The 26,325-nt window shown below is 58.2% G+C and carries 22 protein-coding genes; 13 read left to right on the top strand and 9 right to left on the bottom strand.

What is annotated here, in order from left to right:
* Positions 1 to 92 precede the first annotated feature (92 nt).
* Positions 93 to 851, top strand: coding sequence for an SDR family oxidoreductase (locus LCH65_RS02550; RefSeq protein ID WP_003413327.1), 759 nt, complete (start codon positions 93 to 95; stop codon positions 849 to 851).
* A 54-nt stretch (positions 852 to 905) separates the two neighbouring features.
* Here the strand turns inward: LCH65_RS02550 and LCH65_RS02545 are convergent, their stop codons facing one another.
* Positions 906 to 1,913 carry a DUF481 domain-containing protein gene (locus LCH65_RS02545; protein ID WP_003431433.1) on the bottom strand — a complete coding sequence of 336 codons (1,008 nt, stop codon included), beginning with the start codon at positions 1,911 to 1,913 and terminating at the stop codon, positions 906 to 908.
* 159 nt (positions 1,914 to 2,072) lie between these two features.
* On the opposite strand from LCH65_RS02545, the gene LCH65_RS02540 reads away from it, so the two are divergent.
* The 8 genes from LCH65_RS02540 (at position 2,073) to LCH65_RS02505 (ending at position 11,825) form a co-directional block, all read left to right on the top strand.
* Positions 2,073 to 2,429, top strand: coding sequence for an MGMT family protein (locus LCH65_RS02540; RefSeq protein ID WP_003431434.1), 357 nt, complete (start codon positions 2,073 to 2,075; stop codon positions 2,427 to 2,429).
* 54 nt (positions 2,430 to 2,483) lie between these two features.
* Entirely contained in the window at positions 2,484 to 4,034 is a 1,551-nt protein-coding gene (locus LCH65_RS02535) for an AmpG family muropeptide MFS transporter (protein ID WP_003431435.1), read from the top strand.
* A gap of 28 nt (positions 4,035 to 4,062) precedes the next feature.
* A complete protein-coding gene (locus LCH65_RS02530) occupies positions 4,063 to 4,395 on the top strand; it encodes a hypothetical protein (RefSeq protein ID WP_003431437.1) in 333 nt (110 codons plus the stop codon).
* Positions 4,396 to 4,704: 309 nt separating this feature from the next.
* Positions 4,705 to 7,263 (top strand): type VI secretion system Vgr family protein, encoded by a 2,559-nt coding sequence (gene tssI / locus LCH65_RS02525; RefSeq protein ID WP_226439107.1) that lies wholly within the window; start codon positions 4,705 to 4,707, stop codon positions 7,261 to 7,263.
* Positions 7,263 to 9,275, top strand: a complete 2,013-nt coding sequence (locus LCH65_RS02520; RefSeq protein ID WP_003431439.1) for a DUF3274 domain-containing protein — start codon at positions 7,263 to 7,265, stop codon at positions 9,273 to 9,275. The genes tssI and LCH65_RS02520 overlap by 1 nt, the downstream gene beginning before the upstream one ends.
* Positions 9,272 to 10,963, top strand: a complete 1,692-nt coding sequence (locus LCH65_RS02515; protein WP_181017085.1) for a DUF2875 family protein — start codon at positions 9,272 to 9,274, stop codon at positions 10,961 to 10,963. The genes LCH65_RS02520 and LCH65_RS02515 overlap by 4 nt, the downstream gene beginning before the upstream one ends.
* Positions 10,960 to 11,229, top strand: a complete 270-nt coding sequence (locus tag LCH65_RS02510) for a PAAR domain-containing protein (RefSeq protein ID WP_003350919.1) — start codon at positions 10,960 to 10,962, stop codon at positions 11,227 to 11,229. Before LCH65_RS02515 ends, LCH65_RS02510 begins: the two co-directional genes overlap by 4 nt.
* An 80-nt stretch (positions 11,230 to 11,309) precedes the next feature.
* Positions 11,310 to 11,825, top strand: coding sequence for a hypothetical protein (locus LCH65_RS02505; protein WP_161429479.1), 516 nt, complete (start codon positions 11,310 to 11,312; stop codon positions 11,823 to 11,825).
* A 173-nt stretch (positions 11,826 to 11,998) separates the two neighbouring features.
* Here LCH65_RS02505 and LCH65_RS02500 read toward each other — a convergent pair whose 3' ends face one another.
* Together LCH65_RS02500 and LCH65_RS02495 are read right to left on the bottom strand one after the other, a co-directional pair.
* Positions 11,999 to 12,829 (bottom strand): mechanosensitive ion channel family protein, encoded by an 831-nt coding sequence (locus LCH65_RS02500; RefSeq protein WP_099266732.1) that lies wholly within the window; start codon positions 12,827 to 12,829, stop codon positions 11,999 to 12,001.
* Positions 12,830 to 12,950: 121 nt separating this feature from the next.
* On the bottom strand, positions 12,951 to 13,430 hold the full coding sequence (locus LCH65_RS02495; protein ID WP_003304827.1) for a YajQ family cyclic di-GMP-binding protein: 480 nt from the start codon (positions 13,428 to 13,430) through the stop codon (positions 12,951 to 12,953).
* 168 nt (positions 13,431 to 13,598) lie between these two features.
* On the opposite strand from LCH65_RS02495, the gene LCH65_RS02490 reads away from it, so the two are divergent.
* Genes LCH65_RS02490 through LCH65_RS02480 form a run of 3 tightly spaced genes read left to right on the top strand, consistent with a single transcriptional unit; the run spans position 13,599 to position 17,194 of the window.
* The gene (locus LCH65_RS02490; protein ID WP_161429469.1) at positions 13,599 to 14,519 is read left to right on the top strand and encodes a putative 2-dehydropantoate 2-reductase; all 921 of its coding nucleotides are present in this window, start codon (positions 13,599 to 13,601) and stop codon (positions 14,517 to 14,519) included.
* Positions 14,520 to 14,563: 44 nt separating this feature from the next.
* Positions 14,564 to 16,600, top strand: a complete 2,037-nt coding sequence (locus tag LCH65_RS02485; protein ID WP_003363997.1) for an ATP-binding protein — start codon at positions 14,564 to 14,566, stop codon at positions 16,598 to 16,600.
* Between the two features lie 15 nt (positions 16,601 to 16,615).
* Positions 16,616 to 17,194 carry a cob(I)yrinic acid a,c-diamide adenosyltransferase gene (locus LCH65_RS02480; RefSeq protein ID WP_003363999.1) on the top strand — a complete coding sequence of 193 codons (579 nt, stop codon included), beginning with the start codon at positions 16,616 to 16,618 and terminating at the stop codon, positions 17,192 to 17,194.
* A 273-nt stretch (positions 17,195 to 17,467) separates the two neighbouring features.
* Here the strand turns inward: LCH65_RS02480 and LCH65_RS02475 are convergent, their stop codons facing one another.
* The 4 genes from LCH65_RS02475 to secA form a co-directional block, all read right to left on the bottom strand.
* Positions 17,468 to 18,418 (bottom strand): Nudix family hydrolase, encoded by a 951-nt coding sequence (locus tag LCH65_RS02475; protein ID WP_096106792.1) that lies wholly within the window; start codon positions 18,416 to 18,418, stop codon positions 17,468 to 17,470.
* A 2-nt stretch (positions 18,419 to 18,420) separates the two neighbouring features.
* On the bottom strand, positions 18,421 to 19,047 hold the full coding sequence (locus LCH65_RS02470) for a glutathione S-transferase family protein (RefSeq protein ID WP_044308998.1): 627 nt from the start codon (positions 19,045 to 19,047) through the stop codon (positions 18,421 to 18,423).
* 57 nt (positions 19,048 to 19,104) lie between these two features.
* Complete coding sequence (argJ, locus tag LCH65_RS02465) at positions 19,105 to 20,322, bottom strand: bifunctional glutamate N-acetyltransferase/amino-acid acetyltransferase ArgJ (RefSeq protein WP_226439106.1); 1,218 nt, start codon at positions 20,320 to 20,322, stop codon at positions 19,105 to 19,107.
* Between the two features lie 109 nt (positions 20,323 to 20,431).
* Positions 20,432 to 23,173: a preprotein translocase subunit SecA gene (gene secA, locus LCH65_RS02460; protein WP_054082050.1), complete on the bottom strand. Its 2,742-nt coding sequence runs from the start codon at positions 23,171 to 23,173 to the stop codon at positions 20,432 to 20,434.
* 305 nt (positions 23,174 to 23,478) lie between these two features.
* Here secA and LCH65_RS02455 point away from each other — a divergent pair, with 305 nt between their 5' ends.
* On the top strand, positions 23,479 to 23,934 hold the full coding sequence (locus LCH65_RS02455; RefSeq protein WP_003313540.1) for a DciA family protein: 456 nt from the start codon (positions 23,479 to 23,481) through the stop codon (positions 23,932 to 23,934).
* A 104-nt stretch (positions 23,935 to 24,038) separates the two neighbouring features.
* Here LCH65_RS02455 and lpxC read toward each other — a convergent pair whose 3' ends face one another.
* Both lpxC and ftsZ read right to left on the bottom strand, forming a co-directional pair.
* Positions 24,039 to 24,950, bottom strand: a complete 912-nt coding sequence (gene lpxC, locus LCH65_RS02450) for a UDP-3-O-acyl-N-acetylglucosamine deacetylase (protein WP_003364012.1) — start codon at positions 24,948 to 24,950, stop codon at positions 24,039 to 24,041.
* Positions 24,951 to 25,062: 112 nt separating this feature from the next.
* Positions 25,063 to 26,250: a cell division protein FtsZ gene (ftsZ, locus tag LCH65_RS02445; RefSeq protein ID WP_002555041.1), complete on the bottom strand. Its 1,188-nt coding sequence runs from the start codon at positions 26,248 to 26,250 to the stop codon at positions 25,063 to 25,065.
* Positions 26,251 to 26,325 lie beyond the last annotated feature (75 nt).

Here is a 26,325-nt window from a genome sequence, read left to right as displayed (position 1 = left end):
AAAACAGCCTATAACGTGCTCTGGCTATGGCATAAGCACTCGCAACCCGCCAGTGATGCCATGGAAACGATCAACTGTGATTGGGCACGCATATGGAATTGAAAGACAAGCTGATAATCATCACCGGCGGCTGCCAGGGGCTGGGCAGAGCCATGGCCGAATACCTGGCCGGCAAAGGCGCCAATCTGGCGCTATTGGACCTCAATCAGGAGAAACTCGATCAGGCTGTCGCCGCCTGTGAGGCACTCGGGGTCAAGGCTCGCGCTTATCTGTGCAACGTTGCCAATGAAGAACAGGTCGTCGACACGGTCAGCAAGGTCGCCGAGGATTTCGGCGCCATTCATGGCCTGGTCAACAACGCTGGCATTCTGCGTGACGGCCTGCTGGTCAAGGTCAAGGATGGCGAGATGACCAAACTGAGCCTCGCGCAATGGCAGGCGGTGATTGACGTCAACCTGACCGGCGTATTCCTCTGCACACGTGAAGTGGCGGCGAAAATGATCGAGCAGAAGAGTCAGGGCGCGATCATCAATATCTCGTCGATTTCACGTGCGGGCAATATCGGACAGACCAACTACTCGGCAGCCAAGGCTGGCGTGGCGGCTGCGACGGTTACCTGGGCAAGGGAACTGGCCCGCTACGGTATCCGTGTGGCAGGTGTGGCGCCGGGATTCATCGAAACCGAAATGACCGGCAGCATGCGCCCCGAAGCACTTGAGAAAATGACCTCGGCCATCCCGCTCAAGCGCATGGGCAGGCCCGACGAGATTGCACACTCGGTGGCTTATATTCTGGAGAATGATTATTTCAGCGGACGCATCCTCGAACTGGATGGCGCGATGCGAATCTAGTCAGCGCGTAAAAGCAGCGGGCGACGCACAGGGTGTGCGCCGCCCGCCCTTCGCTTACCAGCTTACGCCGAAGCCAGCGGTGTAGCGCGTCTTGTCGACATCGCCATTGCTCGAACCACTGATGACGTTCTTCTCGGCTTTCAGGTTAAGCGACGCCCAGTCGGTCACCTTGTAGCGCAGCCCCGCCTCGACATCCAGCGAGTAATCGGCAACGGAGCTCAGCGGCTTGCCCAGTTCGCCGTTGGTGAAGAATTCGACCTTCTTGCCAATCAGGTAGCGGTTGTAATCCCAGGTGCCGGCAACGGAATAGAAGTTTTCCTTCTCGTCGTTGGAGAACTCGAAATCGGTACGGTTAAGCAGCGCACCGACCTTGAATGCACCCAGTTCGTCATCCCACAGCTGGTAACCTGGACCGGTACCTACGACGCGCTGACGAGACAGATCCTCGACCTTGTCGCGTTTGTAGCTGACGCGGCCATCCCAGAAGAATTTCTCGGTCAGGAAGCGGTCCAGCGAGTACTCGGCGCTCCAGTTGTCAGTGCCAACCACATCGTCGGTGGTCTCGCGGTTGTAATCGCCCTTGGCGTTGTGACGCCAGTCGCCATGACGAGCCGAGGTCTTGAAGGCGACGTTGTAATCATTGGTATCGTTTTCGGCCTGCTGGAAATCCAGCGCCGCATCGATGTTGCCTTTCCAGACAAGATCCGTGATAACCGGCTTGGGCTTGATGATCTGATGGATACTTGCCAGATCGACGGTCTTGGGCGCATCGCCATTGGCCAGCACGACCTTGCCGTCATCCGCAGCCTGCAGCGAATTGGAGACTTCGCCGCCATGCTCATCCTGCTTGACCAGCAACGGCTGATCGCTTTTCAGGGTCTTGACCTGTTTCCAGTCCAGCGCGATAGCGCCGCCGTATTCGGTCTGCAGCAGCAACTTGCCGCCGTCGAACACCTTGATTGTGCCGGTCAGGCGGTCGCCATTCTTCAACCAGACGGTATCGGCAAGCAATGGAGTGGAAACAGCAGTGATTGCAAGGCACAACAGGGTTCTGGACAACATAAGCGATAACTAGGCTCTGTAAGGCGGGAATCGGGCATTTTCCTGCGGGGGAGGTGACGGGACGATCCATGTACCACCAAGCACGGTGGTAACTGACAGCCCGGACAACCAAAAGTTCACTGAACGACAATCAATATCGTTTTTATACAGGATTATCGCGTGGCAGACCCGGACTTAACATTACTTTACCCGGCAGGGCAATCGCCGAGCGAGGCACGACGCACCGCTCTCTACCTGACGATGGCGCAGATACCGGAAGGCAAAGTGGTCGCCTACGGGCAGCTCGCCGAACTGGCGGGCCTGGGCCGAGCTGCACGCTGGGTGGGCCGTACGTTGAGCCAGCTGCCGGACGGCTCTTCCCTGCCCTGGCACCGGGTTTTGGGCGCCGGTGGTCGGCTCAGTCTGCCGCCTGGCAGCGTTTCCGGTGATGAACAACGGGCACGTTTACGCGCCGAGGGCGTGACCATTGTGAATAATCGGGTTGATATGCAGCGCCATGGCTGGCGTCCCCTATAGCACAGCGGTTAGAGTGCGCCCTTTGTTTTCGTAACCTGAGGCAGATTCCAGCCCATGCCCCGTAAAACCTGGCGCGCCGCGCTCGCCGCATATGCCAGCCCGTCGACATTAGTGTTACTGCTGCTCGGATTCGCTGCGGGCATGCCTTATATGCTGGTCTTTTCGACATTGTCCGTGTGGTTGCGCGAAGCCGGTGTCGCGCGCGAGACCATCGGCTATGCGAGCCTGATCGGCCTTGCCTACGCCTTCAAATGGGTCTGGTCGCCATTGCTCGACCAATGGCGTCTGCCCCTGCTCGGCAAACTCGGGCGACGTCGCTCCTGGCTGGTGCTGGCACAGAGCCTGGTGATTCTCGGCCTGATCGGCATGGGCTTCTGCGATCCGCAGAAGCATTTGTCCTGGCTGATCGCAATTGCCGTAGTGGTGGCCTTCGCCTCCGCAACGCAAGACATCGCCATTGATGCCTACCGACTGGAAATTGCCCAGGACACGCAACAGGCTGCCCTCGCCGCCAGCTACATGTCCGGCTACCGGGTCGCTGCACTGCTGGCGACCGCGGGTGCACTGTATTTCGCCGAGGGCTTCGGCTCGACGGGCTTTGCCTACAAGCATTCGGCGTGGACCGGTACTTATGTGCTGTTCGGTCTGCTGATGCTGCCCGCCCTGGTCACCACACTGATCATGCGCGAGCCGCCGGTGCCGCTGCGCACCCAGCTGTCGGCAGCGCGCTATGGCTTTTCGCACCAGTTGGCCTCGGTGTTCGTGCTGATTGTGCTGCTGGTCTCCGTACCGGCGATGTTTACCCAACTTTACAATACCGACTTCGCCAGTGTGCTGTTCAACGGCACCAGCTGGATGGACCTGTTGCTGGAAGACCGGGCGTTTTTACGCGCGATTCTCTACACGCTCCTGACCATCGCCTGCCTATCCTCGATGGGTCGCCGCGGACTGGCACCGGTGCTCACTCCGATCAACGATTTCATCATGCGCTACCGCTGGCAGGCGCTGCTGTTGCTGGGCCTGATCGCGACCTACCGGATGTCGGACACGGTGATGGGCGTCATGGCTAACGTGTTCTACATCGATCAGGGCTTTACCAAGGACCAGATCGCCAGCGTCAGCAAAATCTTCGGCCTGATCATGACCCTGCTGGGGGCCGGTATCGGCGGACTGCTGATCGTGCGCTTCGGCATCATGCCGATCCTGTTCATCGGCGGCCTGACCTCAGCCTCGACCAACATCCTGTTCCTGTTGCTGGCGGACATGGGCCCGAACGTGAAGATGCTGATCCTCACCATCTCGCTGGACAACCTCAGTTCCGGGCTGGCGACATCGGCGTTCGTCGCCTACCTGTCGAGCCTCACCAACCTGAAGTTCTCCGCCACGCAATACGCCTTGCTCAGCTCCATCATGCTGCTGCTACCGCGCCTGCTGGGCGGCTACTCCGGTGTGGTGGTGGAAAAGTACGGCTACCACAACTTCTTCCTGATCACCGCGCTGCTGGGCATTCCGACGCTGGTGATGATCATCCTGCAATGGAACCGAGAGATACGCACGGCGAAGACCGAGCCGCCTCAAGAGGCTTCCGTTATCGACAAGCCCTGAGCCCTGGCTAACCCTTCAAGGAACAACATTGGACACCGAAAACAAAGCACGCGCTTTCAACCCCGTCCCCCTGATCCTTATCAGCCTGGGGATCTGGCTGCCGATCATCGGCACCCTGCTGACATATTATATGTCGCGAGATGCTGATGCCCTCTCCGGATCAATGGCTTTTGGCAGCGCCGTAGTGCTGCTCGCGCAGGTTGAAATCTTCGCGATCATCTTTCTGATGATTTATGCATTCGCCGTAAAACCGTGGAGACTCTCCACAACCCTACGCACGGTGTTCTCGATCAACGCAGTCGCCGCCGTCGTCGCGGCAATCGGCATTATCGTTACGCTGGCCAATATAAGCCTGCAGTAATCGCCGAATAAAAAAGCCCTGACGCTCACCCGCCAGGGCTTTTTTCATATCGCGCGCCCTCCCCTTACAGTCTTTCCTCGTGGCGTCTCTCATTAAGCCGTAAGAAACGCACTACAGCTTCTTATGAATTGGCCGACGACATCGTTAGCCATTCCTCACTGCCTCACCGCGCCTTCAGGAGTAATGTCGCTCGGTAATGGCCCTTTGCAATTTAACTGTGTGCCCCCGGAAAGAAGTCTATAGACTCACCCACCTCTCTATATCAGCACTCTTCATCAAAAGAGGCGCTGGCTTTATAACGGAGCAACAATGTTAAAGGATCTAACGGCGCTGTTTGCGCCACAAAACCGTCGTCTGATCAAACTGACGACCGTTGCCCGTGACGAACAGGAACTCCTGCTGGAACGTTTTTCCGGCACTGAAAGCCTGTCCGAGCTGTTCAGTTTCGAGTTGTCGATGATCAGTCGCGATGACGGCCTGGAGCTCAAATCGCAGATCGGCCAGCCTGCACAACTGGCAATAGAGCTGGCCACCGGCGAGTCGCGCTTCATCAATGGCTATATCAGTGCCTTCAGCCTGGAAGGCAGCGACGGCGGTCTGGCACGTTACAGCGCAACACTGAGCCCCTGGCTGTGGATGCTCTCGCGACGCGTCGACTCGCGCATATTTCAGGAACAGACCATCGAAGCCGTTATCCGAACGGTATTTGCGGCCTATGGCGCGTTGCCCGATTTCGAGTTTCAACTCAGCCAGCCACTCAAGACACACAGTTACATCACCCAGTACCGTGAAAGCGATCTGACCTTTGTATTGCGCTTGCTGGAACACGAAGGGTTGTTCTTCTATTTCGATCACAATCAGGAAAAGCACACGCTGATCATTCTTGATCACTCGCGTGACCTCTCGCCCCTGCCGCAACAGCCCACCATTCGTTATCACAGTGCATCCGTTACCGAGACAGCGGATTCGATTACCGAATGGCGCAGCCATCGACGCCTGCAGTCGGGGCGCATGTCCATTCAGACTTTCGATTACAAGCAGCCGCGCAATTCGCTGCCGGTTGGCATGCCGAGTCTCAACGAGCAGGGCAACGTCGATTCGTATGAAGTGTATGACGTGCTCGATCACTACAGCCACGGCACCTTCAATGACGGTGAACGCCTGGTACGTCAGCGTCTGGAGGCCATTGAAGTTCAGGGCAAGACATTCACCGGCAACAGTAACTGCCGCGCCATGTACCCTGGCCACACCTTTGAACTGACCCAACATTTTGATCATGACCGCGGCTCTGCTGAAGATCGCAGTTTTCTGCTGATATCGGTCAAGCATGAGGGCAGCAACAATTACCTGTCGGACGAAGGCGCGGGCTACACAAACGAGTTCGTGTGCATTCGCCACAAAATCCCCTACCGTCATCCGATCACCGTCCCGCGCCCGAGCATTCCGGGCCCTCTGAGCGCCATCGTGGTCGGGCCGGAAGGTGAAGAAGTGTTCACTGATGAACTGGCGCGGATACAGGTCAGGTTCCACTGGCAGCGCGGCGACAGCCTGCCGCAAGGCACCACCTGGTTAAGAGTGGCGATGCCCAGTGCCGGTAGCGGCTTCGGGCATCAGTTCATGCCACGCATCGGCCAGGAAGTGCTGGTGACTTTTCTGGCGGGCGATATCGACCGGCCTCTGGTGACGTCGGTACTCTACAACAACATTAATCTGCCGCCACGCTTCAGCAAGGCCTCGGGGCTGCCCGGCAACCGCACGCTGTCGGGGATCCGCACCCAGGAACACAAAGGCAGCGGCTTCAACGAACTGCTGTTCGATGACACGCCGGGCTCGCTGCGCGCACGCATGGGCACGACCCATCAGGCCACTGCCCTCAACCTGGGCAAACTGACCGATCCGCGTACTGACGGCACCGCTCAGCCACGCGGCAACGGCGCAGAACTGCGCACCGATGCCGCCATCGCCCTGCGTGCCGCGCAAGGCATGTTGCTGACCACCTATGCGCGTACCGACGCAAAAGGCTCACAGTTGGATCGCGAAGAGCTGCTCAAACTGCTGGCCGAGTGCGGCGAGCTGTTCAAATCCCTCGGCGAAACCGCAGCCGCACGTGGCAGTCAGGCGGTGGATGTCAAAGGTATGGAAGCCTTGCGCCAGTCGCTCGACCAATGGCCCGCGCCGGACAATAACGGCCTGGGCGACCCGGTACTGGCCATGACCGCTGCCGCCGGCATTGCCAGCGCCACACCACGCTCGCAGGTTCACTATGCGGGTGAAAATCACGACACCACTGCGCAGGACAACCTGCAATTGACCAGCGGCGCGGCCATGCACCTGCAAGCAGGCAAAGGGCTGTCGGCCTTCGCTCAGGATGCAGGCATCAGCGCCATCGCCAACCGCGGCAAGGTGCTGGTGCAAGCGCAGGAAGACGACATCGCCCTCAATGCCCAGAAAAACCTGCATGTCTCGGCCGTTGAAGGCGAAGTGGTCATCACCGCGCCGACCATCCGCCTGGTCGCCGATGACGGCAGTTACATCAAGATTGGCGGCGGCGTCGAGATCGGCTCGCAAGGCAAAGTCACCGTGCACGCCAGCGAACACGACTGGATCGGCCCCAAGACCGACAGCGCTGCTATCCCCTCTTTCGGCCGCGACCCCGCCGCCCAGCAGGTCACCTTCCACTACCCCGGCCACAGCGAACAAAGCCCGCGGGCAGCAGCGGATCACTCGTATGAAATCAAACTGGAAGATGGCAGCCTGGTGAAAGGAATGACGAACGCAGAAGGACTGACCGAGCGCGTGGAACGCGAAATGATGCATCAGGCGCAAGTATCGGCACTGCGCAGCGGTACCCCGAAAGGAGGTGCGTAATGAACGGCGCCGATGAATACGCCGTTGCCCAAGGCAACACACGCCTGATCCCCAACCTAAATACCACCAGCAAAATGGAAGTGCCCGCCGACTTGCCAGGCGTAGTGATCTTTCTGCACGGTGTGAATGACCCGGGGGCTTCTTATGAGTGGGTGGAGACCGGGTTGTGTCAGGGGGTGAATGAGCGGCTGGATCGGCCGGATCTGGTGGCGGGACGGTATGGGGCCAAGTACAAGGCAGCTGAAAAAACAGCGCCTGAAAAACGGAGCAGTGACCAGAAAGTAATAATCGATGATTCTGACACTTATCTTTATCGACGCGACACCACTGACCCTAAAACCCACAGTCTTCTCATCCCTTTTTACTGGGGCTATCGAGCAGCACCTGAGGATATAAAACGCGATGAGGCGGGCGACCCGCTCCGAATGCGCAATCAGTTTCAAGACATCAACGGCAACCGTCTGGATCGTCATTTTGCCAAGGGCGGTGGTTTTTTCGCCAACGCGACAAACAATTTACAAGAAATGTATGGAGAAGGCTTCGAGCCAAACTTCAAAACTCATTCAGTAGAATTCTTGAGTGCGGATAACTCTTTATACTTTGGAAAAGCGCCTTCAAGGCACTACTTTGTGCTGGCAGCGCATCGTTTGGCGATGCTGGTCCGCGAGATTCGCCGCCTATCGCCCGATGAAACCATCACCATCATGGGCCATAGTCAAGGCACGCTTATAACGTTATTGGCGCAAGCCTTGTTAGTCGATGAAGGCCAGCGTTGCGCGGACACTGTGATCATGGTTGACTCACCCTACAGTGTGCTGCCAGACGTAACACCCAAAGACCATGACACCCTATCAACGCTGATCAATATCGTCAGCGCGGTTACAAAAAACCCTCACACACAGCCGCCATTGTCAGACCTGAGAAACCCCGCTACCTATGCAGGCAGAAGTGGGCCTAAATGGTCGCCCGCTCAAGGTACCCGAAAGAATAAGCTAGGTAACTTGACCGTCTTCCCCGAACGAGATAATCGCGGCAAAGTGTATCTCTACTTCTGTCCTGATGACACCACAGTGGCGCTGGACGATGTGCAGGGCATCGGCACGTATGGCGTACCTGACGCTTTGCCGGATGGGCGAATGGCTATGATGATCCTGCAGGCAAGACGCTTTTATCAGCGGATGTGGACAAAACGCTATCGCGACGGAGAGCCGGTTTTGGTAGGCAAGACACCTCAGCCCGAGTTTCTGCGTGCGGAGGGCGAAAGCCGTTACCCAGGCGGTTCTTTCTTTGTCGGGCTTGTCTCTCAGGCACCCGTATCAGAAGGGCAAGAACGCCTGATCAATGCAGAGGCATTGAATCCCCCTCACGAACCGCAGATGTTTGGCGGCGAAGCAATCAGAGGGACAGCCACGACCGCTGGCCGAGATAGGCCTGACGATGTCGGGAAAAGCGTTGCACTCGGCAAAGACGCGGCCACGTTTCTCTGGATACAGATGCCTGGTGAGTATGACCCGTACAAGATTGATAAGGAGCAAGCTCTGGCACGTTATAACAGCCTGTCCAATGACCCCGAAGAACATACCAGATCGGTACGCATCTCCAACAATCGTCGAAGCTTTCAGCGAGAAGAAACACCGTCCGAAGTCCGTAAACGTATGGAACATGACAACAGTACATGGGGAGACAACTCCTATCACTCCGGTTTGCTACGGAGTCCGGAGAATCACCGTTGGGTCACTGCAATGGACATAGCGATTGGCCAATGCAAAAGCCTGGACGACCCAGCAATGTGTGAATTGCTGGTGGCTATTGGGGACTGGCGAATGGATGCAAAAAAATTTCTCAATACAACCGAGTCCCCAGCGTGGGGCCGTCTCAGTCCACGTGCCCAGGCATTGATAAAGGCCAGTCATCAGTACTATCAAAAAGGTATATTTCCACCCTATGGGGTGGTCCCTCTGTCCCCACCGGCCTTGGTCAAGAATGTATTGAATAAAGAGGCAAAGCAGTGACGGACACCAAACAAAAATCTTCACTTCGCCCGTCACTAAGACCCTACCTCTGGACGATCGGACTAACGCTGGTGCTGTGGCTCGGCTTTGTCATCATTGTTTATTTGAAAGCACAGGAAACCGACGTGGAACTTCGTGATATACATTCAGTGGTACGCTGGAGTATTACAGGGATTTTAGCTGCTGCACTATTGGCGTACAGCGGGCATTGGTGGGGCAACGCGGTCGCTCATGAAAAAGCTGAACTGGCCGCTTATAAATCCGAAGTGATCACTCAGAATGCAGAACAGGAGGCTGCTCGACAGCGAACCTATTCACTGGAGATAAGAGGTGGCGGAATTGGCATCTATGAAGATCATCAGTCTGAAATCTGGGATTTCATAAAAAAGAAAAACAATAATTTTGTCTCTATCTTTTCACGGGATCCCAAGGATTATGACCCCTCACTCGACGCTAGAGAGATCAGCGCAGATATAAAATTACAAGTCGCTTTCAAACATTCAGCGTCTGAATCCGTAGCCTATTGGCCGATTCCAGTCTTCGCGCTTGGCCCACCTAATCCATATGAAAAACCCTACAGAGCCGCAAACCTGATCAACGCCGGTCGCAATGCTGCTACTCTCGGCGTCACGCTATTCCTATGGCAGGACGATGAGAGCACGAGCAATGCTCAAGCCATGATTGAGCGACTTTTCAAGTTCTTCAACGATAATCCGCAGGTCCCACAAGCATTGATCGCAAGTCAGGACGGCGACGTCACACGAAACATTTATCGTAAACGTGGTACCCCCGGCCTGCCCAAAAATGCTCAGGTCGTACCGACCGTGTTCGAAAGCATGACAGGCCTACTTGTCACCCGTTCGGATCGTGTAGACCGGTATATTCGTCCTTATGCGATAAGCGAAAAAGAAGACAATCAAAACAAAAATACCGATCTGGGCAAACTTTGGGCTTTTTATTGGAGCCGTGATAAAGCATTTTCAGACTGGTACGAAAGCGAGGAGAACGCCAAGGGGATTGAAAGCCCCTACGCTCCAGGCACCATGTCCACCGCCTACTGGCAATCCCAACTCCCTACTCTATGGAAAACCATCAGCAATCGCGGCCCTGGCAACTTCGAGCCCTCACCCTGGCTGCCCATTCGCTGGGGGCAGCATCAGGTCAAGGAGTTCGACGCTGCACCGGTACTCGGCTATCTGCACCGCCCGATCAAGGCGCCCATGCAGGATGAAAACGGCAAGCGCCTGAAACCTGCATTGCAAGCCAAAGCGCTGCAAGCAGCCTGGGTGCAGGCGCTGGATACCTTGCCCGACGGTCAGAAACCTGTGCGGGTGTTCTACGACAGCACCAATAACCCGGAAGCGGAAATCGCCCTGAACAATGCCCTGCACGACCTGAACAAGGACGGCCACGGTCTTGAGCTGGGCAATGTCGAAGAGGGCTACGACATCGGCCGCCGTCTGGGCAATACCGGGGTCAGTGGTGCGCTGGTCGAGATCAATCTGGCGACCATCGCCAGTTACAAGGATGGCGGCGTCAGTGCCGTGGTCTACGCCGGCACCGATGGCAGCCTGACCGTACAAATGGTCCGCCCGCCCGATGAAGCCCGCAAAGCGAAGAACAGCCAGAACCGCGGCGCAGACCCGTTCACCTTCGGCTCGCCAACCGGCGGGGCACCTGCGGAATGAGTTATCCCGTCTGCCTGGGCGACGCCACCAGCAGTGGTGGCCGAGTGGTGTCCTGCCAACTGGCAGGCACCCACACCCTTAATGGCAAGCCTCCGGCCGTGCTGGGCGACAAAGCCACCTGCCCGCTTCATTCAGGAGAATTCGCCTTTATCGAAGGCCACCCCACCCGAAAACTGAACGGCATACCGGTGGTCCTGCACGGCCATCGACTGGCGTGCGGCTGTCAGGGTGTGGCCAGCCACGCCATGAATGTGCGAGTGGTTTAGGATATTTCGTGATCAGGTCATGCAGCGCAAGTACAGGAAACGACATGGAACTGCCCCCTCAATTGGAACAAGGAAGAAACATGTACACGCGTTTTTGTCAGGCCGTCGTAGGGATGCATTTAGTCGCCGGGATGGTTCTATTAGCGGGCTGTGCGCAAGAGTCAGTGTCCCCGTGTGACGAGTTGATTGGTGACTACGCCACAAAGCCCAAGAATCAGCCAAGGATTCGTATCGAGAAAAGCGGCGAGAAGTTCTTGTTCACGCATAGCGAATCGGGTGCACAGGTCAGCGAGCCCCTCACCCCCTTACCCAACGCCGAAATAGTGGACATGTTTGAAGGCAAAATAGTACCACCTCGCTGCATTCTCACCGCTGATGGTATGAAGATAATGAAGCTCCCCACTGGCAGCGGCGTTAATCCCACAGAGGAACCCGATCGGAAACTTTCGCAGTATCCCGAGCCGACCCCATTCCTCATGGGCATATCTGCGGGAATAGCGGCTGTACTGGGTCTTTACCCGGTGCCTCATCAAGAAAAACTCAAAGATATCAACGAGGAAGATGAGGACGACGACGGTTACATTTACAGTAAATAACCTACTTTTTGTGCTGGAGAGCTGAAAGGCATGTTCGTATCAACAGACGGTAAAGCGCCCGGGCATCGCTGAAGGCAGACAATCATCAACCATGGAAAGAGCCTTTTCCTGAACCTGCAACTAAAAAAGCCCCGACTCTCACGAGCCAGGGCTTTTTCATACCGCACTCACAACTATTCCTGAACCACCCGCACAATCCGTTGCGGCAGTGGGATCTCGATGCCTGCGTCCTTCAGGCGGTCGCGCGCTTCGATGTTGAACATCGACGTCACGTCGCCCATGTCGCCACTGCTGGTCCAGACACGCAGGGACAAGGTAATTGCGTTCTCCCCCAGCGCAGCCACCACGGCCTGGGGGGACGGGTCCTTGAGTACGCGCGGGTCGTCGGCCATGTCCAGCAGGACCTGCAATGCTTTCCTCAAATCCGCATCGTGGCTGACGCCGATGTCGAAGGTGATCTTGCGGGTCGGTTGACGGTTGGTGTTGGTGATGATGCCGTTGGACAGGTTGCCGTTGGGAATGATCACCGTACGGTTGTCGCCGGTGCGCAGTACAGTGTGGAAGATCTGAATGTTGTCGACGGTTCCCGACACACCTTGGGCTTCAATCCAGTCACCGATACGGAACGGACGGAACAACAGAATCAGTACGCCACCGGCGAAGTTCGCCAGGCTGCCTTGCAGGGCCAGACCGATCGCCAGACCGGCCGCACCGATCGCCGCCACGAACGAGGTGGTTTCCACGCCGATCATCGACGCGACGCTGACCACCAGCAGGATTTTCAGAATGATGTTGGCCAGGTTGCTGACAAAGCCCTGCAAGGCCAGATCGGCGTGTCGCAAGGCCAGCAAGGCGCCCAGTTTGCCGGTCAGCCGGTTGATCAGCCACCAGCCTACGCACAATGTAACGACTGCCAGCAGCAAGCGGCTGCCGTACTCCATGATCATCGGAATCCAGGCCTGCGACGCTTGCCACAGATGACCGACTTCTGCGTTTAAATCCATCGTTATCTCCTTACTCGTCACGAACTGCGATCAAAACCACGGCGGCCTGCCGTCATTTCAATGCTCAGGGCGATTCGGACTGGCCGGGGAACGCAGGGTTCCCCGGCTTTCAATGCAACGATCAGTCGCGGAAGTTGTTGAATTGCAACGGCATGCCCGAATCGTAGGCACGCAGCGCTGCGATGGCTTCTTGCAGGTCGTCGCGCTTCTTGCCGGTCACCCGCACCTGCTCGCCCTGAATGGCGGCCTGGACCTTGAGTTTGGCTTCCTTGATGTGAGCGACGATTTTCTTCGCCAGCTCCTTGTCGATGCCTTCACGCAGGATGACTTCCTGCTTCATCAATTTGCCGGAAGCATAAGCGTCCTTGATCTCGAGGCACTTCGCGTCGATCTTGCGTTTGACCAGCGCCAGCTTGAGGATTTCGATCATGGCCTCCAGCTGGAAGTCTGCTTCTGCAGTCAGCGTGACGGTCAGTTCCTTGAACTCGAACGTGCCTTTGCCTTTGAGGTCATAGCGACGGTCCAGCTCTTTGATAGCGTTGTCGACGGCATTCGTGACTTCGTGTTTATCCAATTCGGACACTACGTCGAACGAGGGCATGTATGTTCTCCAGATAAACGGCGTGCGCACAATTCGGGCACGCATGACTTGACGGTGTGAAAGAACGCTCATTATAACGAGACTTTTCCAGCGTTCACTGTGAGCCTCCATGCACATCCTTGTTTTCACCTTCTGCAGACCGCTTCAGCGCCATAACGTGCCGCTGTGATGGCGGTGACATGGCATGTTCTCGGTGCAGGCAGCCTGGGCAGTCTCTGGGCGACGCGACTGGCACGCGCGAATCTGCCGGTGCGGTTGATCCTTCGCAACGCTGATCGGCTGGCCGCCTATCAAGCCAATGGCAGTTGCGTGACGCTGGTCGAGAACGATATTGCCCATGCGTACCCGGTTGAAGCGCAGACCGCCGACCATCGACAGCCCATCGAACGGCTGCTGGTGGCCTGCAAGGCTTACGAGGCCGAGCAGGCTGTCGCTCAGTTGGCTCCGCGATTGACGGCGCAGGCCGACGTCATCCTGTTGCAGAACGGCCTGGGCAGCCAGGACGCTGTGGCGGCGCAAATCCCCCACGTGCGCTGCCTGTTCGCCTCCAGCACCGAAGGCGCGTTTCTGGAGTCGGACTGGCGTGTCAGGTTTGCTGGCCATGGTTTCAACTGGCTGGGGGATGCATCCAACCCGACAGCCCCCGCGCTTCTGCAGGACTTGCACGACAGTGGCATTCCCCACCAATGGACGCCGGACATCCTGACCCGCCTGTGGCGCAAGCTGGCCCTCAACTGCGCGATCAACCCGCTGACGGTGCTGCATGACTGCCGTAATGGTGGCCTGCTCGAGCACGCCAGCGAGGTCGCCACGCTGTGCGCCGAGCTGACCGAGCTGCTGGGCCGCTGCGGCCAGCCAGCGGCCGCGCAGGAACTGCATGCCGAAGTGCTGCGGGTCATCCAGGCGACCGCCGCCAACTATTCATCCATGTATCAGGATGTGCTTCACGGACGACGCACCGAAATCAGCTACCTGCTGGGTTATGCGTGCGCAGCCGCAGCGCGTCATGGCAGCCCCGCACCGCACCTGCAGCATTTGCAGACGCGTCTGACAGCCCATCTGGCAAGCAAGGGTTTGCGTACCGACTAGCCCGCGCTACCCTGCTCGCATCACCCGTCACTGCGACTTGCCCAATGCCTTTGCGCCAACGCCTGGAAAACCTGCCAGTCGGTCAGAAACTACTGGCCGCCCTGCTGGTCCTGATGACCACCGTGCTGCTGGTCGCCAACCTGACCTTCATCAGCGCGGCCTATTACATCTCTCAAGAGGCGATGGCTCCGCAGGCCCTGCAGACCATCGGCCGGCTGATCAGCAGCGCCAACCTCAACGAACGGGCCTTGTACTCGCCTGATGAGGCGCGCGCGCTGCTCAAGGAACTGAGAAGCTACGGGCCGTTACGTGCCGCAGCTCTGTATGACAACAACGGCGAGCGACTTGAGCAGATGCATCAGGGCGAAAGCCTTGAGCTGCCCAGACACTTCAAAGACATGGACAACTGGCGCCTGACCGAATTTCGCAGTACGCAGGTCATTACCGTACCGAAGGGCGACGAGCCGCCAGGGCACTTGTTGCTGGTTGCCAGCAGTGAGCTGCCACCAGCGTTTTACACCGGTACGCTGACTGCCAGCCTGGGCATTCTGGTGTTCAGCGTGTTGCTATGGCTGGTGGTGGCACGGCAGATTCGGCGCCTGATTACTGAACCTATTTATCAGCTTGAAGAACTGTCCCGGCAGGTGACCCGCGAAGAGAACTACGCACTCCGCGCAGAACCCGGTAACGAGGATGAAATCGGCAGCCTGGCCGAGGCGTTCAACACCATGCTGTCGCGTATCGAGGCGCGTGAACAGCAACTCAAGCGCGCGCGGGACGACTCGCAGGAAGCCTACGATCAGGCCCAAGGGCTGGCCGAGGAGACACGCCACACCAACCGCAAGCTGGAGCTGGAAGTCCAGGTGCGCAGCAAGATCGAGAAGAAGCTCACCGGCTTCCAGAACTACCTCAACAGCATCATCGACTCGATGCCGTCGGCGATGATCGCGCTGGATGAACAGCTGTACGTCACCCAGTGGAATCAGGAGGCGACGGCATTGTCCGGGACGACTCTGGACGAAGCGCTGAACCAGCCGATCTTCCTGGCCTTCGAGCCGATGCGCTCGTTTCTGCCGCAGATCAAGCACACCGTCGAGCGCCACAGCGTGACCAAGATAGAGCGCGTGACCTGGATCAAGAATGACGAGTCCCGCCACTACGCGCTGACGTTCTACCCATTGACCGGTGATGCCGGGCGCGGCGTGGTGATCCGGATCGATGACATCACCCAGCGCATATCGCTGGAAGAAATGATGGTGCAGTCGGAAAAAATGTTGTCCGTCGGCGGGCTGGCAGCAGGCATGGCGCATGAGATCAACAACCCGCTGGGCGCCATTCTGCACAACGTGCAGAACATCCGCCGGCGGCTGTCCCCGGAGCTGCCGAAGAACATCGAGCAGGCCGAGGCCGACGGCGTCGATCTGGCACAGGTCAACCATTACCTGGAAAGCCGCGAAGTGCCCAAACTGCTCGACGGCATCCAGCAGGCCGGTGCCAGGGCCGCAAAAATCGTCAGCCACATGCTCAATTTCAGCCGCCTGAGCAGTCGTCAGTTATCACCCTGCGACTTGCCGGCCTTGATCGATCAGGCCGTGGAGATCGCCAGTAACGACTTCGATCTGACCATCGGTTTCGACTTCAAGGGCCAGCACATCATCCGTCAGTTCGACCCCGAACTGGGTCCGGTGCCGTGCATTGCCAACGAGCTGGAGCAGGTGCTGCTGAACCTGCTGAAGAATGCCGCGCAGGCCATTCACCAGCGGCCGGAGAGCGAAGAGCCCGGGCGCATCACCCTGCGCACGCGCCTCAATCCGCCGTGGGCCGAGATCCAGGTCGAGGACAACGGCATCGGCATGTCGGAGAACATCCGCAAGCGTACGTTCGAGCCGTTTTTCACCACCAAGGAAATAGGCCAGGGCACCGGACTGGGCTTGTCGGTGTCCTACTTCATTGTCACCAACAACCACAAAGGCCAGATGGAGGTACATTCCTCTCTCGGCACAGGCACCTGCTTTACGCTGCGTCTACCGCTGGTGGCCAACCAGGTGAGCGTTCAGCAGCAGGTCATTTCAAAATCCTGATCAGGAATCGCATCAATGGGCTTTCGTTTGTCGAAGATTTACACGCGCACTGGCGATGCCGGTGAAACCGGTCTGGGCGATGGCCGTCGGGTCTCCAAGGATCATCCGCGCGTCGAGGCCATCGGTGAGGTCGATACGCTCAACAGCCAGCTGGGGCTATTGCTGGCAGGGTTGATCGATGAAGCTCAGCGCGTCCCGGCCCTCAAGGAAGTGATCGAAGTACTTGCACCGTGTCAGCACCGTCTGTTCGATCTGGGCGGCGAACTGGCCATGCCGACCTACAAGGCGCTGAACGAAGCCGAGGTCGAGCGACTGGAGGCCGCCATCGATGTCTGGAATGACGAACTGGGGCCACTGGAGAATTTCATTTTGCCAGGCGGTTCATCGCTGATCGCCCAAGCGCACATCTGCCGTAGCCTGGCGCGCAGTGCAGAACGTCGCTGTCAGCATCTGAATGCTGTCGAGCCGCTGGAAGGCGCAGGGCTGGCGTATATCAACAGGCTGTCGGACCTGCTGTTCGTCGCTGCTCGATTGATCGCCAGAAGACAGGGCATTGCCGAGATCCTTTGGCAGCCCGCGCCCAAGCCGGTTTGACGGGCATATCCATTACACGGAGCAGCACAGAAGACACCCTCACGCCAGCGGCCTGGCGTTAGGTATAGGCCTTGTGGGATTGAGCGGGGCGGCGATCCGCATTGCTCACAAAGATGTTGGTCCAGACGCCCCATTTTCAGGGGTTTTACTGGCCTCTTCGCGAGCAAGCTCACTCCCACGGCCTGCGGCCAGAATCAAGAGCAGACTTGTGTATAACGTCAGGTACTCTGCGTAGGCATGCCGTTCTGGGAGCTCTGCGTCCTCTGCTGACCGTCAGACGATCTCGTCAGGCCAGAACGCGCGAATCCCGGCCACGCCCTGTGCGCCGCTTTCCCAGGCCTGTTGACGCTCGGCAGGGCCTACGCCACCCAACAGAAAGACCGGCTTGTTGAAGCCTGCAATCAGTTGCGTTGCCTGCCGCCAGCCCAGCGGTTGCGCATCGGGGTGGGTCAGGGTTGGCTGAACAGGCGACAGGGTGACGAAATCCACACCCATCTGCTCTGCCAAAGCCAGCTCTTCGGCGCTATGGCATGACGCAGCCAGCCAACGGTTCTCAGGGAACGGACGCCCGCGACTGGCGTACTTGCGCAGTTGCTCCGCCGTCAGGTGCCAACCGGCGGACGGAAAGTCGCCCAGCCACTCCAGAGGCCCTTTGAGCATGAGCTGCGCCTTGCCGGCACACAGGCCCGCCGCATCCACGGCCAGGTCACGGTACTTCGGGTCGTAACCACCCGGCGCACGCAACTGGACCAGTTTGATGCCGCCTGCGATGGCTTTCTGCATACCGCGCAACAGCTCGATATTGTCCAGCCCCTCAGGGGTGATCAGGTACTCGCCGGGCAAACGTGCCGCCGCGACGATAGGCTGATTGGCGGCCGGAAAGTCATAATTGGCCAGCTCACGCGGGCTGGCCCAGACCAGCGGCTGCCCTTCTGCACCATGCGCCAGGCCAGTGAACGCCGAGACTTCCCAGACGTCCAGCAGCACCTGCTTGTCCGGATAGTCGTGACAAACCTTGATCAGCGGACGTGCCGCCGTCACCAGGATGCCCAGCTCTTCCTGCAGTTCACGTGCGAGCGCGGCCTGGACGGTCTCGCCCTCCTCGACCTTGCCGCCAGGAAACTCCCAGAGGCCGCCTTGATGCTGAGTGTCGGCACGTCGGGCAATCAATACGCTGCCGTCAGCGCCACGAATGACGGCGGCGGCCACATGAACTCGCTTCACGATCAGGACTCCTCCAGACCGGCCTGCTGCCAGCGTTTGAAAGCAGGCCACTGGTAAATGGTTTCGATGTACTTCAGCGCTTCTTCAGGCAACTCGACACGGTAGCTGCGCAGGCGAATGGCTACCGGGGCAAAGAACGCGTCGGCAATGCTTGGCTTGCCGAACAGAAACGGACCACTTTCGGCCGACGCAGTGCGGCATTCGGCCCACAGTTCGACGATACGGTCGATGTCGTTCTGGGTATCGACCGGGATTACTTCCAGTGCCTGATCCTGGCGCAGGTCCATCGGCATGTTCGAACGCAGACTGACAAAGCCGCTGTGCATCTGCGCGCAGGCAGAACGTGCCTGGGCACGCGCAGCGATGTCACTCGGCCACAGGCCAGCGTCCGGAAAACGTTCGACCAGGTATTCGCAAATGGCCAGCGAATCGATGATCGTGCCGTGCTCGCACTGCAACGCAGGGACCTTGCCGGTGGGTGAATACTTGAGAATGTTCGCACGGGTGTCAGGCTGGTTCAGGCGGATGACCTGATCGGTGAACGAAGCACCGGTCATTTCCAGCACCAGCCAGGGACGCAGCGACCAGGAGGAGTAGCGTTTGTCGCCGATAATCAGGTGCAGGCTCATGGTTCAGCTCCATTGAGCCCGGCGCGAAGACAGTATGCCGGCGCGCCGGGCATTGAATCAGGTGCGATATTCCGCGTTGATCTTCACGTACTCGTGAGAAAGATCGGTGGTCCAGATCGTTTCGCTGCAATTGCCGCGGCCCAGCTCGATACGGATGGTGATTTCTTCTTCGGCCATCACCGCCGAGCCCTGCTCTTCGGTGTAGGTCGTGGCGCGGCAGCCCTGGCTGGCGATGCACACGCCACTCAGGAATACGTCGATCTTGCTCACGTCCAGATCCGGCACACCGGCACGGCCGACAGCCGCCAGAATACGTCCCCAGTTCGGGTCGGAGGCGAACAGCGCGGTCTTGATCAGTGGCGAGTGGGCCACGGCATAACCGACGTCCAGGCATTCCTGATGATTGCCGCCACCATTGACTTCAACGGTCACGAACTTGGTCGCACCTTCACCGTCACGCACGATGGCCTGAGCGACTTCCATGCACACATCGAACACGGCTTTCTTCAACGCTTCGAATAGCGGGCCTCTGGCCTCGGTGATTTCCGGCAGGTCAGCCTGACCGGTGGCGATCAGCATGCAGCAATCGTTGGTCGAGGTGTCGCCATCGATGGTGATGCGGTTGAACGACTTGTTGGCGCCGTCACGAATCAGGTCCTGAAGCACGCTCTGCGCCACTTTGGCGTCGGTGGCGATGTAACCGAGCATGGTCGCCATGTTCGGGCGAATCATGCCTGCACCCTTGCTGATGCCGGTCACAGTGACGGTCACGCCGTCATGGCTGAACTGACGGCTGGCGCCCTTGGGCAGGGTGTCGGTGGTCATGATGCCGGTCGCCGCAGCGGCCCAGTTATCCACAGACAGATCATCCAGCGCGGCTTGCAGGGCGCCTTCGATCTTTTCCACAGGCAACGGCTCGCCGATCACGCCCGTCGAGTAGGGCAGCACCGCCGAAGCATCGACGCCAGTCAGTTGCGCCAGCTTCTCGCAGGTACGCCGCGCCGCCACAAGACCTGGTTCGCCTGTGCCCGCATTGGCATTACCGGTGTTGGTCAGCAAATAACGCACGGTGCCCTGAACACGCTGTTTGGCCAGAATGACCGGCGCTGCGCAGAACGCATTCAAGGTGAATACGCCGGCAACGCTGGAGCCTTCGGCACAGCGCATGACCACGACATCCTTGCGCCCCGGGCGTTTGATGCCGGCAGAAGAAATGCCAAGTTCAAAACCGGGAACCGGGTGCAACGCAGGCAAAGGACCAAGACCAACAGCCATCGGGGTGCTCCTCATGGAGTGTGGCGCCGTCCGCATCGGTACGCCGATCAATGAAAAAACGCCGCGACGGGCAAGCCGGTCGCGGCGCAGGTATTACACAGTCAAAGGCTTAGTTGATCTGGCCGTGACAGTGTTTGAATTTTTTGCCCGAACCACACCAGCACAGCTCGTTGCGGCCCAGTTTCTGGTCGTTGCGAACCGGCTCGGATGCAACGGCAACAGGCGCTTCGCCACCCTCTTCGTCGAGCAGCGGCTGCTCGATACCCGGTGCAGGCGCGTGTTCGAACTGCATGCGACTGGCCAGCTCTTCGGCTTCCTGACGCAGGCGTGCTTCTTCTTCCTCTGGATCTTCGCGGCGAACCTGAACATGCGAAAGCACACGGATAGTATCGCGCTTGATCGAATCGAGCAGTTCCTGGAACAGCGTGAAGGACTCGCGCTTGTATTCCTGCTTAGGGTTCTTCTGAGCGTAACCGCGCAGGTGGATACCGTGACGCAGGTGGTCCATGGTCGACAGGTGATCTTTCCACAGGTCGTCCAGCACGCGCAGGAGGATCTGCTTCTCGAAGGAACGCAGGGCTTCGGCGCTGGCCTGGTCTTCCTTCTCGTTGTAAGCCAGCAGCAGCTGCGCCATGATTTTTTCGCGCAGGCTGTCTTCGTGCAGGTTGTCGTCTTCGTCGAGCCACTGCTGGATCGGCAGTTGAACCGCGAAGTCGGTGTTGAGCGCCGATTCCAGACCGGCAACATTCCACTGCTCCGGCAGGGATTGTGGCGGAATATGCTGGCTGATCAGGTTGTTGAGCACTTCTTCACGGAAGTCGGCAATGGTCTCGCCAATGTTCTCGGCGGCCAGCAACGTGTTACGCATGTGATAAATCACTTTACGCTGTTCGTTGGCAACGTCATCGAACTCCAGCAATTGCTTGCGGATGTCGAAGTTGCGACCTTCCACCTTGCGCTGCGCTTTTTCGATGGCGTTGGTCACCATGCGATGCTCGATGGCCTCACCGGACTGCATGCCCAGCGCCTTCATGAAGTTCTTCACCCGGTCAGAGGCAAAGATGCGCATCAGGCTGTCTTCGAGCGACAGGTAGAAACGGCTGGAGCCGGTGTCGCCCTGACGGCCGGCACGACCGCGCAGCTGGTTGTCGATACGGCGCGATTCGTGGCGCTCGGAGGCGATGACGTGCAGGCCGCCCGCTTCGATCACCTGCTGATGGCGTTTCTGCCAGTCAGCCTTGATCTGCGCGATCTGCTCCGGAGTCGGGTCTTCCAGATTGGCGACCTCGACTTCCCAGTTGCCTCCCAGCAGGATGTCAGTACCACGACCGGCCATGTTGGTGGCGATGGTCAATGCACCCGGACGACCGGCCTGCGCAATGATTTCCGCTTCTTTCTCGTGGAACTTGGCGTTCAGAACCTTGTGCTCGATGCCTTCCTTGTTGAGCAGGCTGGACATGTGCTCGGAAGTTTCGATGGTCGCTGTACCCACCAGCACCGGACGGTTTTCTGCAAGGCAGGCCTTGATGTCGGTGACGATGGCGGCGTACTTCTCTTCCGCCGTCAGGTAGACGAGGTCGTTGAAGTCCTTGCGCGCCAAAGGCTTGTTAGGCGGGATGACCATCACGGCCAGGTTGTAGATCTGGTGGAATTCGAACGCTTCGGTGTCGGCCGTACCGGTCATGCCGGACAGCTTGTTGTACAGACGGAAGTAGTTCTGGAACGTGGTCGATGCCAGGGTCTGGCTTTCGGCCTGAATGTTCAGGTTTTCCTTGGCTTCGATAGCCTGATGCAGGCCCTCGGAGAGGCGACGACCCGGCATGGTACGACCGGTGTGCTCGTCAACCAGCAGCACCTGACCGTCGGAAACGATGTATTCGACGTTGCGATTGAACAGCTTATGCGCCCGCAGACCGGCATAGACGTGAGTCAGCAGGCCCAGGTTATGCGCCGAATAGAGGCTCTCGCCTTCAGCCAGCAGGCCGACTTCGGTGAGCATTTCCTCGATGAACTGGTGACCGGCTTCGTTCAGCTCGACCTGACGGGTTTTCTCGTCAACGGTGAAATGACCCGGCTTGGTGACTTCGCCTTCCACTTCCTCGATATGCTGCTCGAGCTTGGGGATCAGGCGGTTGATTTCGGTGTACAGCTTGGAGCTGTCTTCAGCCTGACCGGAGATGATCAGCGGCGTACGCGCTTCGTCGATCAGAATCGAGTCGACTTCGTCGATCACGGCGAAATTGAGTTCGCGCTGGAACTTGTCGTCCATGCTGAACGCCATGTTGTCGCGCAGGTAATCGAAACCGTACTCGTTGTTGGTGCCGTAAGTGATATCGGCAGCGTAGGCGGCGCGCTTCTCTTCCGGCGGCTGGAATGGCGTGACGATGCCTACGGTCAGGCCGAGGAATTCGTACAGCGGACGCATCCAGTTGGCATCGCGGCGAGCGAGGTAGTCGTTCACGGTAACCACGTGAACGCCCTTGCCGGACAATGCGTTGAGGTAGACAGCCAGCGTACCGACCAGGGTTTTACCTTCACCGGTACGCATTTCCGCGATCTGACCTTCGTGCAGGGTCATGCCGCCGATCAACTGTACGTCGAAGTGGCGCATGCCCATGACACGCTTACCCGCTTCACGAGCGACAGCAAAGGCTTCAGGGAGCAATTGATCGAGGGTCTCGCCTTTGGCTATGCGGGCCTTGAACTCTTCGGTCTTGGCGCGCAGTTGCTCGTCCGAAAGGGCCACCATTTGCTCTTCGAAGGCATTGACGATCTGTACCGTCTTGAGCATGCGTTTTACTTCACGCTCGTTCTTGCTTCCAAAAAGTTTTTTCAACAAAGGCGCAAACATATCGACAGGATCTTCCACACATAGGAATGGAGGGCGGCCCCGTGAGTCGCCCGTGCAGCCCAGATGGCCGCATGCGAACGAGCATTCTACCCGGAAACGATGGTGAGGAAAGTGGCGTTATTCCACGATGCTGGCACAGCGCTGTGACGGGGCAGGTTTACAATGGGGCCATTTTCAAGCACTTCAACCCGTTATCCGGGGAAGTTACTCATTGATTTGCATATGAAAGCACGGAAATGCCCTGAAAAGCAGCCGTCAGAACGCTTTCTGTTAAGATGTTCATCTTGTTACCCAGGCATCCCACCATGGCCTTTCGTCCTCTGAACGCCCGCCCGCCCGCGGTTTTGCTGCGTGAAGCCAAGCCCCTGAAGGCTATATTTCGTCACGCCGAGCGGCTCAGCCACTTGCAGCGCCTGCTCGAAAGCCAGCTGCAACCAGCGGCCCGGGAGCATTGTCGCGTGGCTTCGTGGCGCGAAGGTACCTTGTTGCTGATCGTGACGGACGGTCACTGGGCCACGCGCCTGCGCTACCAGCAGAAACGCCTGCACCGGCAAATGATGGCCTTCGACGAATTCATCAACCTGACCCGCATTGTGTTCAAGGTGCAGCCGCCTGAAGCGCCACGCGGAGCTGCCACGCATACCATCGACCTGTCGGCAGTGGCTGCCGAAAACATTCAGGCCACCGCTGAAGGCATCACCGATCCGCGCTTGCGTGCCGCACTGGAAAGACTGGCCAGCCATGCAAAGGACAGGAAGTAACCCTGCCTGATCGCCGCCAGCACTGACCTCCCCTGAAAAACCCATAAAAAAAGGCCACCCGAGGGCAGCCTTTAAAGAACAAAAGGAAAGAGAGTAAAGCTTGCTTACACGGCCGCGACAGGACGCATGTAAGAAATAGGTGCCGTACTGGCATCCTCGAAAGTCACCACTTCCCAAGCGTCTTTCTGCTCGATCAACGTACGCAGCAGACGGTTGTTCAGTGCATGCCCCGATTTGAAACCCCGGAACTCACCAATCAGGCTGTTGCCCAGCAGGTAGAGGTCACCGATGGCGTCGAGGATTTTGTGTTTGACGAATTCGTCCTCGTAACGCAGGCCGTCTTCGTTCAGTACACCGTCCTTGTCGACCACGATGGCGTTTTCCACGCTGCCGCCGAGTGCGAGGTTGTGCTTGCGCAGGTACTCGATATCACTCATGAACCCGAAGGTCCGGGCACGGCTGACTTCCTTCACGAAGGAAGTACTGGAAAAGTCCACGCTTGCACTCTGGGTGCGGTCACGGAAGACGGGGTGATCGAAATCGATCTCGAAACTGACCTTGAACCCTTCGAAAGGCACAAAAGTAGCGCGTTTACCGCCCTCCTCGACTGTGACTTCACGCAGGATACGGATGAATTTCTTCGGCTCGTCCTGTTCTTCCAGGCCTGCCGATTGAATCAGGAATACGAAAGGGCCTGCGCTGCCGTCCATGATAGGAACTTCGGAGGCAGAGAGCTCGACGTAGGCGTTATCGATGCCAAGGCCAGCCATGGCCGAGAGCAAGTGTTCTACCGTGTCGACTTTGACATCACCATTGACCAGAGTGGTCGACAGAGTGGTGTCACCGACGTTTTCCGCACGCGCAGGGATCTGCACGACGGGGTCAAGGTCAGCTCGGCAAAACACAATGCCGGTATTCACAGGTGCGGGCTTGAGGGTCAGGTAAACCTTCTCCCCGGAGTGCAGGCCTACACCTGTGGCACGGATAATATTTTTCAGGGTGCGTTGTTTTATCATGGCATGGGCCGCTTCAGCGCAAGTTGCGAACTGGTATCAACAAAGGCTGGCGATGATAGCAGACCATGCCTTTGCTGAACACCAATCACCCTAATACCCCTGATACATTTCATCAATCGGCCTGACGACGCAGGAAAGCCGGGATGTCCAGGTAATCGAGATCATCGTTTGGATTCATCTTCGCCGCTGCTGTAGCGCCTGCGTGTGCCTGATTGCGCATCACGGTAGGACGATCCAGGTCACGGTAGTTGACCGATGGTGCTTCCTGACGGGACGCCTGCTGCGCAGGAGCCTGCTGGGTGGTCTGCAGCGTGTTGTCGATGACCTTGACAGGTTTCTCGATTTTCGCGCCCAGGCCGGTGGCAACCACGGTCACGTGCAACTCGTCACGCATGTCCGGATCGATAACGGTACCGACCTTGACCATCGCGTGCTCGGAAGCGAACGCTTCGATGATGCTACCCACGTCCGAGTACTCACCCAGAGACAGGTCAGGACCGGCAGTGATGTTGACCAGGATGCCGCGAGCGCCCTGAAGGTTGACGTCTTCGAGCAACGGGTTGCGGATCGCTGCTTCGGTCGCTTCACGTGCACGGTTAGGACCGCTGGCGCAGCCAGTGCCCATCATCGCCATGCCCATTTCGCTCATCACGGTACGCACGTCGGCGAAGTCGACGTTGATCATGCCCGGACGCTTGATGATGTCGGAGATACCGCGAACGGCACCGGCCAGTACATCGTCAGCCTTGGCGAAAGCCGACAGCAGGCTGGCGTCTTTACCGAGGATGGTCAGCAGCTTCTCGTTGGGAATGGTGATCAACGAGTCGACGCTTTCGGACAGCATGCGGATGCCTTCATCGGCGATCTGCATACGCTTGCGACCTTCGAACGGGAACGGACGGGTCACGACTGCGACCGTCAGAATGCCCATTTCCTTGGCCACTTCAGCAATGATCGGTGCTGCACCGGTACCGGTACCGCCGCCCATGCCAGTGGTGATGAAAACCATGTTGGTGCCCTGCAGAACTTCTGCAATGCGCTCACGATCTTCCAGTGCGGCCTGACGACCGACTTCAGGGTTGGCGCCAGCGCCAAGGCCCTTGGTCACGCCGGTGCCCAGCTGCAGAATGGTCCGCGCGCCGATGTTTTTCAGCGCCTGAGCATCGGTGTTGGCGCAGATGAATTCCACGCCTTCGATGTTGCTCTTGACCATGTGATTGACAGCGTTGCCGCCACCACCGCCTACGCCGATAACCTTGATAACCGGGCTTTGCGGGACGTTGTCTACGAGTTCGAACATTTTCTCTCTCCTTCCGCTTTCTAGTTAGTTTTGCCTACTGCCTGCCGATACTGCTGGTGAAGCCCTGAATCTGAA

Origin of the sequence: Pseudomonas sp. MWU16-30316, from assembly GCF_020515645.1 — a bacterium.
Lineage (GTDB): Bacteria > Pseudomonadota > Gammaproteobacteria > Pseudomonadales > Pseudomonadaceae > Aquipseudomonas > Aquipseudomonas cerasi.
Note: the sequence above shows the minus strand (reverse complement) of the source record. Positions and strands in the feature narration are given on the sequence as shown.